We start from the raw sequence: 9085 nt of genomic DNA, 5'->3' as shown, positions 1-9085 counted from the left end.
GTCACCGTGGTCCGGATGCGCTACCAACTGCTTGCTCTAACCGCCATGTGTTGCTCAACACGGTCTTCTTGTCGTCGGTGCCGCCGGTGGTGAGGATTCCGACGTGGTAGAGCTGGTATTTGAATTGGAAGTGAATGCCAGACTTGTACACTGTCGGATCAGTCAGCACGGCTTCATTGATGTCGCCGTCTGCGGTGAGGACGTCGTCGCGTCGATTCTGTGTGAAGAACACTTCGACGGCGAGTGGTTGGTTGATGCGTGTGGCTTCGAGTGCGACGTCGGCGAGCGTCGCGTCCCGTGTCCCGTTCTGATGAAGCCGTTCGAGCGCGGTGATGATGAGTCGAGTCGGCTCGTATTGGATGGCGACGGAGCGTGCGAGCTGTGCCCATCGTGGGGCGAGCTCGGTGAACCTCGTTGATCTGCCTGTCCACGTGTCGAACTCGGCGAGCGCCGCTGTAATACTGCCGTGTTGGTCGTGGGCGAAGCGCACGACTTCTGCGCCGAGGTGCGTGAGCGAGTCGCCGTTGGGCTGGTCGTTGACGAGGTTCAACAGAATCGCGCCGCGCCGCCCTCCAGAAATAGCGTTGATGACGTTGTCGGCGTACACGGTCTCGGTGTCACCGTCGGCAGCAAGCGCAAGCGCGTATCCGAGGTAGTTTTTCGGGTGATTTACTGGGAAACTCCCGTCGGTGAGTCGGTGCGTGGTTGCTTGGAGTCGCACCGCGTCGATCGTCGTGGAGAACTCACCGGCCCCCGTGACACGGGCGGGCTCGACGACACGTGCCGAATCCGAATCGTCGACGGCGATGACACCGACGTTGAGATTCCGCGCCTGGGCACGTGCTGTGTCGGTGATACTGGGCGCCGGCGCAGCGACGTAGCCAAGGTTGACTTCAGGGAGATGGTTGTGCGCTTGGGTGATACCGCGAGCGACGTCCGCAGCGGCCGGGTCCGAGTTGTGGCCTTTCGCCTCGATCACTGTGACTGGTGTCGTGGCCGCATCACCGTTGAGCACCTCAGTGGCCGGCATCCCAACGCCGAGAAGATCTGGTTCCCCAGCAGCGAGTCGAATCGTGTTGTACGGCGCAAGCCGCTCTCGTAGCGCCTGCGGAATAGTCCACCCGCCCCACGTGGATTGCGTGAACTGCGTTTCTGTGACCGCGTACTGATCGGGGCTCGTCTCAATATCAGGATACAGCGTATCTTTCGCAGCAGCAAGCACCGTAGGTTCAGCGAGCGAGGCTGCCATTACACTGGCTATCACTCGTGGGGAACATAATTGGGGGGTTCAGAGAACCAGAATCAGAGGAGTAGTGTATCTATTTGCCATGAGTTCTAGATTTACCGTTGACACTCTTTGATGGCTTCCGTCGATCGTACAGCCTGAGGCATCGGCAGGATGACCAAATCTCAACGCTTATCCCTCACACAAGTATTCTTCAAGTATGTCCCAGAGCATATCGAGAGATGACTCTAAGCCGATCGATCTCGCTGAGGCCGGCCAACGAACACTCCAAATCGGAGCCGGCAACCCCATCCGAATCAGCTCGGGCCACCGCATCCTTCACCACGACGGGAAGTGCTCGCGGCCACATGGCCACAACTACGAGATTACCGTCGAAGTGACCGGGGAACTCACCGAAGAAGGCTGGGTCGTCGACAAAGGCGACATCACGGACGTCATCGACGCGTGGGACCACCGGTTCCTCGTTGAGGAGGGCGACCCACTTGTCGACGCGTTCGAAGCGTCGGGCGACGGCGACGCCCTCGTCGTCTTGGAGCACCCGCCGACGGCGGAGGTGATGAGTGTCCTCCTCGAACAACGCATGCTCGATGCGTTCCCGGACACTGTCTCGGACGTGTCGGTGTCGGTGAGCGAAACCGGCGAACTCTGTGCGTCGTACTGATGCCGGTCGCACACGATATCGAGGAACCCGCAACGGACGCTGACGCGACTGGTGAGGGCCTCCCGATCAACGAGGTGTTCTACTCGTTACAGGGAGAGGGAACGCTCGCAGGCGTCCCCTCCGTCTTCGTGCGGACGTCTGGGTGTAACCTCCGGTGTTGGTTCTGTGATTCGTACCATACGTCGTGGGAGCCGACCGGGGCGTGGCGCGACGTCGATTCGATCATCGAGAAGGTGCAGTCCCACGAACAGGCTGACCACGTCGTGCTCACAGGTGGGGAGCCACTCATCCACGAGGAGTCAGTCGAACTCCTCAAGCGACTCGACGCAGAGGGGTATCACACGACGGTGGAGACGAACGGGACGATCCATCGGGACGCGCCGATCGATCTGGCGAGTATCAGCCCGAAGCTGGCGAACAGCACGCCGACACCGGAGCGTGACCCGAAGGGGGAGGGAGAGTGGGAACAGAAACACGAACAGAATCGGATCGATATGGATGCGTTGTCCCAGATGGTCGATGCGTACGAGACCCAACTCAAGTTCGTCGTGACCGACGTGTCGGACCTCCCAGAGATCACAGACCTGGTTGACCGAGTGCGAGAAGCGACGGCGACGACCGTCGCCGATGATGACGTCCTGTTGATGCCGGAGGGCATGACGCGCGAGCAACTCAACGGGACGCGAAGCGAGGTCGCCGAGTTAGCGATGGAGTACGGGTACCGGTACACGCCGCGACTCCACGTCGATCTGTGGAACGACGCACCGGGGACATGAACGTCGTTCAGGGACAGTCTGGTCGACATCGTGTGGTACCGCGAGTGCGGTGTGGTGAACAGAGTGACAATCGATTCAATACAACTGGGCAGACATGAGCAACAAAAGCGCGGTGATTCTGGTGTCCGGCGGGATGGATAGTGCGACGGCTGTCTACGAGGCGATCGAGCAGGGGTACGAGCCGTACTTCCTCCACACGTCGTACGGGCAGCGCACCGAAGACAAGGAGTACGAGTGTGCGAAAGCGCTTGCTGAGGAGGTCGACGCGGCCGACTTCCTCCATATCGAAACGGGGCACCTCTCGCAGATCGGTACATCGAGTTTGATGGACGAAGAGATGGACGTGGCTGACGCCGACATGGAGAGTGACGAGATCCCGATGTCGTATGTTCCCTTCCGAAACGCGAATCTGTTGTCGATGGCGACGTCGTACGCAGAAGCAACAGATTCAGAAGCGCTGTTTATCGGCGCGCATTCGGAAGATTTCTCCGGGTATCCTGACTGTCGCCCGGCGTTCTTCGATGCGTTTCAGAATGTGATCGACGTCGGGACGAAACCGGAGACGGACATCGAGTTGCAAGCACCGTTCGTCGAGTGGTCGAAAACGGAGATCGCGGAGCGCGGGTTGGAGCTTGGCGTGCCGTATGAGATGACGTGGTCGTGTTACCGGGACGAGGAGCCGGCGTGCGGAACGTGTGATGCCTGTGCGTTCCGGTTAGAAGCGTTCCGGAACGCTGGGTCACGCGACCCGATTACGTACGCTGAGCGGCCGGAGTTCTCGTAATTCATTGCTAGTTGGTGGTGGTCAGTTCGGTTGGAAAGACCACTCACCAGAGCGACTCAATACGTTGCTCGATTGCTTCGAACACCGTTGAGTACACATCGAGTGGATGATTCGAAGGAAGGTCGAGATCTGAGATGTCCGTTCCGGCTGGCGGTTCGTGGAAATGGAGTCGAGTGTTGTGTGTATTTGGATGCCGATCCCAGCGGCACTCCCAGTGGGTGTTATCTCCCCGAGTCTCGACGTAGTGAATGGAAAAATCACCAGTCGTGAACCACCGGATATCGACTCTGGCGGTAGCCACCGCGTCGGGATACTGTTCAGTGTCTAGGGTTGTAGTGAGCAATCGCGGTTCGTACGCATCAGGGTCGAACTGGGTGTCAGCAACAAGTGGGTCCGTCGTCAACTGTTGTTCGAGCAGGCGTAACGTTTGTCGATCGGGTGGACCCGTAGAGCCAGCCGCTGAATCCTCCGGAGGCGGACTCATCTCAGGCGGGGATCAGATGCCCGTCGTTCTGTGAGAGTTGGCGAGCGAGTTCGTAGAGTCGAATATCTCGAATGACACCTTGCCAGTCGCTTACTGCGGTCATGCGGTCGTGGATCGTCTCATGGTCCTCAGCGTCGAACACTGCAACGGTTGCTGGGTCGGTGGTGCCGAATTCGTCTTCGTACTCTGTCCGTCGTTGTTCGAGCGCTTCGACGCGGTCAAGAATCGCATCGACAGAGAGGTCCGTAGCGATCCGACTCGCCTCTTGCCACTCGAGATATCCGTCGTGTCGCTGATACCTGGCCGGGCGGCTGTCAGTATCGGCGCGGGCAATACCCATCTCTGCGAGGCGATCGAGGTGCTTTTTTGCTGCGTTTGGAGAGCAGTCTGCGAGATCTGCGACATTCGTGTACGTCGTCGGTGACGTGAGACCGAGAACGACATCGTAGACACGGCTGAATGTATCCGTTCTGTCCTGCCAGCGTGGCGTCTCTACCGCTGAGTCAGGAGCCGGGTCGAACTCGCTCATGGACGCCTCTACGGAACGAGTCTCAATATATCTTTGTATCAAGCATATATCTGCGAGCTGGTGTACGGTGCGTTTCATCCAGTCGATAGTGCGCTCGCGTGTGCTCCAGCTCTCGACCCCTCCTCGCGGTGGCCGGTAGAGAATTGACCAAGATGTTGCTCAGCCGAGTGAACAGAGTTGTTGAGCGCAAAAGGCAGGTTGTCAACCAATTTGGCAGATCGGGACCGTCGATCGGCGGCGACATATAGCTCGAAACTAGTGAGGAATACAGACAGCCGATGGGTGACAACAGCGTCGAGTATCGTGACTGGGTCGAGTATCCCCACGCCCGACTCCGTGTTGAGATCGTGAAGGAGGCGGGGGTCCCCAAGCGGTTTGTCGTCCAATTGGAGCGGCGCGTCGACGACGGTTGGCATGAAGTCGTCCGGTTCGACCACGATCCAGAGAACCCGATGGGGCACGATATCACCGAGGAGGGACTTCACATGGATGTCTACAAATTCGGTGAGAAGGCCCGCGTCAAAGACGATTTCCCACCCGTGAATTTAACACGAGCGCCGCGCTACTGTATCGCGTACATCGAGCAGCACGCCGACACGCTGCTCCGGAGATTCGAGAAATGGCACGATCTGAATCAGGATCCGACTGGCAGGAGGAGTCCATGAGTGATGCCGAGCTTGAGGCGTTCAAGGACGCCATCGGGGACCTCGGCGATCGCGTGAGTGAATTCCTCGCTGAAGGGTCGGACCTCTCTGCGGAGGAGATCGATGCCGACGTTGAGGACCTCCCCATGCCCGATCCCCTTGAGGACCGCGCTGCCGACGAGTAGGTTGAGAAAGAGTACGAACTGGCTGTAGGGACCGTACGACTAATCTCGCAACCGTCTCTTCACGACCTCCCCAAGTTCTTTCGCAGGAATTTCTTGGAGTCGCTCGTCTTCGCTCAATGTATCTAAAACAGCCCCAACGGGCTCGGTGAACTTGAAAACCAAGTGAACACCCGATTTGAATCCACCACTGACCCGTTCGCTTTCCAGAACACGGTACGTTCCGGGCTTATTCGAGCGGTCCACGAAGAAAGAGTATGACGAGTGCGACACGCGACGCATCCAACGGGGAAGGCATCGAGCTCATTCACGAGGATGACGGCTCGATCACTGCGAGAGATATCGAGACCGGTGTCGCCTCCTTCGGCGAGACGAAAGCGGAAGCGCTCCGGATGCTTGCGGAGGCGATCGAACTTCACGAAGGCGGTGGTGAACCCCTCACCGATGAGGATCTCGAAGAGTGGGGTCTCGAAGAGACGGAACCCGGTGACAAGGAGCTTCCCGAATTCATGCAGTGAATGGTCCGGGCGAACTTCTCCGGGCGCGAGATTGCGTCTGTTCCAGACTTCGGGTACAAGCGTGTCGGTCGTGTCGGTAGCCACCTGAAAATGCGGTATGAATCACCGGATACGGACGAAGTCCGGATCGTGACTGTTCCGATGGCATCAGAAGACGAGATCCCGACCGGAACATTACAGTCGATCGCAGACCAGTGCGGAGCCGACGACTTCCACGCGTGGTGTGAGTGGATCGACGAGCACCGGTGACGATCGGCTCGGCGCCGACTCGTCGGCCGTTAATTCGTGCACACTCGGCTCGTTTCCAAAGATATCCTATTGCCGTCTGGCGTTTTCCGCGCGTTTCAGCAGATAATTAAGATTGGGGCACGGAGCCGGCGTGCGGAACGTGTGATGCGTGTGCGTTCCGGCTCGAAGCGTTCCGGAATGCTGGGTCACGCGATCCGATCGGGTATGCTGAGCGGCCGGAGTTCTCCTGACATCCTCCCCGCGCTGAAGCGCGAGGCTTTCTCCTCGATTCCCGGTAACGGCTGATTGGCACAGCCAGGAGCCGTCACCGGGACAGCGACAAACCGTAAACACCCCAACCCAGCGGTGCGGGGCCGCGGGAATCTTCGCCCTTCAGGGCGGAGAGGATGTCAATTCTCCTCAGTCGGTTCCAACGGAAGACGCTCAGAATCGACATTCTCGTATGCTTTGTCAGAATTTAAGATGGGATGGCCACGAGTTTCGGCAGTAGCGGCATGGAACGAATCGAACGCGGTCATTCCGTCATCGAAATAGTTCACAGCCTTGAGCACGATCTGGCGTTCTTCATCGGTCTCAACGGGAACAACCTCAAGCATATTTGAGAACAGCTTGATGTAGTCGAACTCGTGGCGCTCTTCGATGAGCAGAATCTCCAAATACGAATACGTCGATGTGACAACGTCGTATTCTTCCAATTCTTCTTCTGCTCGGTCTTTTAGCCAGTCAGAGTCCTTAGCGAGGGCGAGAAGATAGTCTGTCTCAACGTACGTAGTCATGTGTCGCTATCCTCAGCCGACCGTTTTCCTCGGGCAAACCCCGCTTTAGCATCCTTTTTTGCCTGTTCTCTCGCACCCTCACGGAGTTCGTCTGTCGACTTATGTTCAAATGCGTCGCCAGCAGCGTCACGAATAGCCTCAAGCGGGTTCTCGTCGATGGGGATTAGTTCGAGACGGTCTTCATATTCGACCACGTGGAACTTCTTCCCATACTTCTGTCTCAGTTCTGAGGACAGATACAGCCGTCCGTGCGAATCTGTTTCCACTGACATAGATGTACTTTTGCGTGGCATGAATAAAGATTTTATCCCAAATATTCGTTGGTTGTCCCATACCAATCATCAGCGGGCGATCCTTCGGCGACGAGGTCGCCTTCGTGGAACCTGGGCCGCCCACGAAACCATCCAGTCGGTTGGACGTACCGAGACGGGGCGCTATGACCACTTCTTACTCCTCAGTTGAGAACTGCGAGTCGCGTTCCTTCCGGTCCTGGTCGCGTTTCTCTGTGAGGATCTCAGACGCAGGCTTGTCCGTACTCGCTTCGCTACGGGCGGCAAAACCGCGCATCTCGCTCGGTGAGCGGACTTGTTCAACGATCACCTCTCCATCTTCGGTTTCCCGGAACAACACCTTCCCAGGCGCTTCGATCCCGAGCTTTTCGCGGAACCGTTTTGGGATAGTCGCCTGGCCGTGCTTAGTGACGGCGACAATCTCTTTTTCAGAGTTATTTGACCGTTCTGTCTTGCTCATAGTTCATAATTAGATCTCGATCATGATCAAATTTTCTTCTTATTGACAAACAGTTGTTGCTCCTCTGTTGGGTGTTTGGTCGAGTTCGAAGTGTGGTTCGGCTTTTGAGGGACGCGGAATGCTAGAATCAAACAGTCCTCGAACGCAGCGGTTCGATCACCCGTCGTGGTCAATATACCCGGCTTCCCATTCGGCCCGCGCTTCAATCTCTCTGGTGCCCCGACGAGTAGTGGTGTACTCGTTGGTCCGTCGGTCGCGCTGGCTCTTCTCGATGAGTCCCTTCTCAACGAGCGTGTCGAGGTTGGGATAGAGCCGCCCATGATGGATTTCCTTTTCGTAGTAGTCCTCGAGCTCGTCTTTGATCGCGAGTCCGTGGGGGTCATCAAGTCCGGCAACTACGTACAGCAGATCGCGCTGAAAGCCAGTCAGATCGTACATGTCGCAATTTTCGTATTCGAGTTTTGAAATACTATTGATCTGGTAACTGCGTGTTATAAAATATATTTCACACCCTCTACGCAGTGCTTTTGACTGCTTCATCTCATACTTGAGTCGAAGAAGTACCGTATACCCGTCTCGATCGTCAGTGGCTGTCGTGGGGCGGATGCTACAGCGGAGACCGGATCTCGGTGGAGAGTGTTTTCAGATCTGCTGTCGCGAGCTCGTCAGTTGCGATAAGGCGAAGTCGGGGGCGACCGATGTCTAGTGGGACTTTTTCAGTCTCGATGAGGCCAGCATCTTCGAGTGCTGATTTGGCCCGTGAGAAGGTTGCTTTCGAAGCGATACCCGTATCTTCTCCCCACTTCGAGATGTCGTAGAGGAGGACCTCGTTGCGGGCTGCGAGGATGAGCATAATCTCGACGATACTGAGGTATTCGCTGCTGTTGGAAATTTCTTCAGCGTGTGCGAGGACTTCGTCGAGGTCGGCTGCGATATCGTCGCCAATCTCCTCCCGGAGCGTCTGTTTCACGACTGAGAGGGCAGGTGTCCGGAGGTGATACTGCTCTGCGGCTTCGAATCTGGAGTCGAACTCACCGTAGACTGATGAGACCAGCTCGGGATCTGAACTCGAAATACTGTGCGTGTCCATCACAGGGACTACAGTCTCAGATTCGGTTGTGAAGATAGTATTCTGAACTGGCCCCGTGAGTGTTCGGAGGCTGAGTTGCTCTCGGTGGATGAGTTCGGCGATCTTTGAGGCCGTGAGGAAGCTGTAGAGGGCGTCTTTGATTTCATCTGAGTCTGCGAGCAGTCGGACCTTGGGCTGGTCTTCAACTGTTACTGCTTCCTCTGCGAAGGCCGCGATTTGTTCAGAGCGAGGATTGATATACAATGCTGGCTCGTCTCGTTCGGGAATCATCTGAGTGAAAATGTATTCTTTAGTCATGTTCTGTAATTTTATCGATATGGACTTAACAGATGCGATATTTGAAGATTAGACTAGTTTGTCAGTTACGGAATAGAGCTGACTATCCGTTTCGAGTAC

Annotated in this window: 15 protein-coding genes and 1 pseudogene; 8 read left to right on the top strand and 8 right to left on the bottom strand. The window is 56.7% G+C overall.

What is annotated here, in order from left to right:
• Position 1: 1 nt before the first annotated feature.
• Entirely contained in the window at positions 2–1249 is a 1248-nt protein-coding gene (locus tag AMR74_RS16415; RefSeq protein ID WP_053773134.1) for a hypothetical protein, read from the bottom strand.
• Between the two features lie 196 nt (positions 1250–1445).
• Here AMR74_RS16415 and AMR74_RS16410 point away from each other — a divergent pair, with 196 nt between their 5' ends.
• The 3 genes from AMR74_RS16410 to queC all read left to right on the top strand — a co-directional run bounded on the left by AMR74_RS16410 (position 1446) and on the right by queC (position 3467).
• The gene (locus tag AMR74_RS16410) at positions 1446–1907 is read left to right on the top strand and encodes a 6-pyruvoyl trahydropterin synthase family protein (protein ID WP_053773133.1); all 462 of its coding nucleotides are present in this window, start codon (positions 1446–1448) and stop codon (positions 1905–1907) included.
• Positions 1907–2683 (top strand): 7-carboxy-7-deazaguanine synthase QueE, encoded by a 777-nt coding sequence (locus AMR74_RS16405; RefSeq protein ID WP_053773132.1) that lies wholly within the window; start codon positions 1907–1909, stop codon positions 2681–2683. Before AMR74_RS16410 ends, AMR74_RS16405 begins: the two co-directional genes overlap by 1 nt.
• 94 nt (positions 2684–2777) lie before the next feature.
• Positions 2778–3467 carry a 7-cyano-7-deazaguanine synthase QueC gene (gene queC, locus AMR74_RS16400; protein ID WP_053773131.1) on the top strand — a complete coding sequence of 230 codons (690 nt, stop codon included), beginning with the start codon at positions 2778–2780 and terminating at the stop codon, positions 3465–3467.
• Positions 3468–3510: 43 nt separating this feature from the next.
• On the opposite strand, the gene AMR74_RS20015 is transcribed toward queC, so the two are convergent.
• Positions 3511–3951 (bottom strand): hypothetical protein, encoded by a 441-nt coding sequence (locus AMR74_RS20015; RefSeq protein WP_077152448.1) that lies wholly within the window; start codon positions 3949–3951, stop codon positions 3511–3513.
• Position 3952: 1 nt separating this feature from the next.
• Positions 3953–4480, bottom strand: a complete 528-nt coding sequence (locus AMR74_RS16395) for a DUF7342 family protein (protein WP_053773130.1) — start codon at positions 4478–4480, stop codon at positions 3953–3955.
• A gap of 278 nt (positions 4481–4758) precedes the next feature.
• Between AMR74_RS16395 and AMR74_RS16390 the strand changes: the two genes are divergently transcribed.
• The 5 genes and pseudogenes from AMR74_RS16390 to AMR74_RS18090 all read left to right on the top strand — a co-directional run.
• Positions 4759–5145: a DUF7718 family protein gene (locus AMR74_RS16390; RefSeq protein WP_053773129.1), complete on the top strand. Its 387-nt coding sequence runs from the start codon at positions 4759–4761 to the stop codon at positions 5143–5145.
• Positions 5142–5309, top strand: a complete 168-nt coding sequence (locus tag AMR74_RS18100; protein ID WP_199241418.1) for a hypothetical protein — start codon at positions 5142–5144, stop codon at positions 5307–5309. Before AMR74_RS16390 ends, AMR74_RS18100 begins: the two co-directional genes overlap by 4 nt.
• A 254-nt stretch (positions 5310–5563) precedes the next feature.
• Positions 5564–5824, top strand: a complete 261-nt coding sequence (locus AMR74_RS16385) for a type II toxin-antitoxin system HicB family antitoxin (protein WP_053773128.1) — start codon at positions 5564–5566, stop codon at positions 5822–5824.
• Positions 5825–6073: a type II toxin-antitoxin system HicA family toxin gene (locus AMR74_RS16380; protein WP_053773127.1), complete on the top strand. Its 249-nt coding sequence runs from the start codon at positions 5825–5827 to the stop codon at positions 6071–6073. It begins immediately after the preceding gene.
• A gap of 122 nt (positions 6074–6195) precedes the next feature.
• Positions 6196–6303, top strand: a pseudogene (locus AMR74_RS18090) (7-cyano-7-deazaguanine synthase QueC); the annotation flags it as partial.
• A 159-nt stretch (positions 6304–6462) separates the two neighbouring features.
• Here the strand turns inward: AMR74_RS18090 and AMR74_RS16375 are convergent.
• The 5 genes from AMR74_RS16375 to AMR74_RS16360 form a co-directional block, all read right to left on the bottom strand.
• The gene (locus AMR74_RS16375; RefSeq protein WP_053773126.1) at positions 6463–6849 is read right to left on the bottom strand and encodes a PIN domain-containing protein; all 387 of its coding nucleotides are present in this window, start codon (positions 6847–6849) and stop codon (positions 6463–6465) included.
• Positions 6846–7121, bottom strand: coding sequence for a hypothetical protein (locus AMR74_RS18085; RefSeq protein WP_077152446.1), 276 nt, complete (start codon positions 7119–7121; stop codon positions 6846–6848). Before AMR74_RS18085 ends, AMR74_RS16375 begins: the two co-directional genes overlap by 4 nt.
• A 175-nt stretch (positions 7122–7296) precedes the next feature.
• A complete protein-coding gene (locus AMR74_RS16370) occupies positions 7297–7599 on the bottom strand; it encodes an AbrB/MazE/SpoVT family DNA-binding domain-containing protein (RefSeq protein WP_053773125.1) in 303 nt (100 codons plus the stop codon).
• A 156-nt stretch (positions 7600–7755) separates the two neighbouring features.
• Positions 7756–8037 carry a helix-turn-helix transcriptional regulator gene (locus tag AMR74_RS16365; protein WP_053773124.1) on the bottom strand — a complete coding sequence of 94 codons (282 nt, stop codon included), beginning with the start codon at positions 8035–8037 and terminating at the stop codon, positions 7756–7758.
• Positions 8038–8206: 169 nt separating this feature from the next.
• Positions 8207–8986, bottom strand: a complete 780-nt coding sequence (locus tag AMR74_RS16360) for a transcriptional regulator TbsP domain-containing protein (protein ID WP_053773123.1) — start codon at positions 8984–8986, stop codon at positions 8207–8209.
• Positions 8987–9085 lie beyond the last annotated feature (99 nt).

Origin of the sequence: Halorubrum tropicale, assembly GCF_001280455.1 — an archaeon.
Classification (GTDB): domain Archaea; phylum Halobacteriota; class Halobacteria; order Halobacteriales; family Haloferacaceae; genus Halorubrum; species Halorubrum tropicale.
This window is presented reverse-complemented; position numbering and strand designations above follow the sequence as displayed.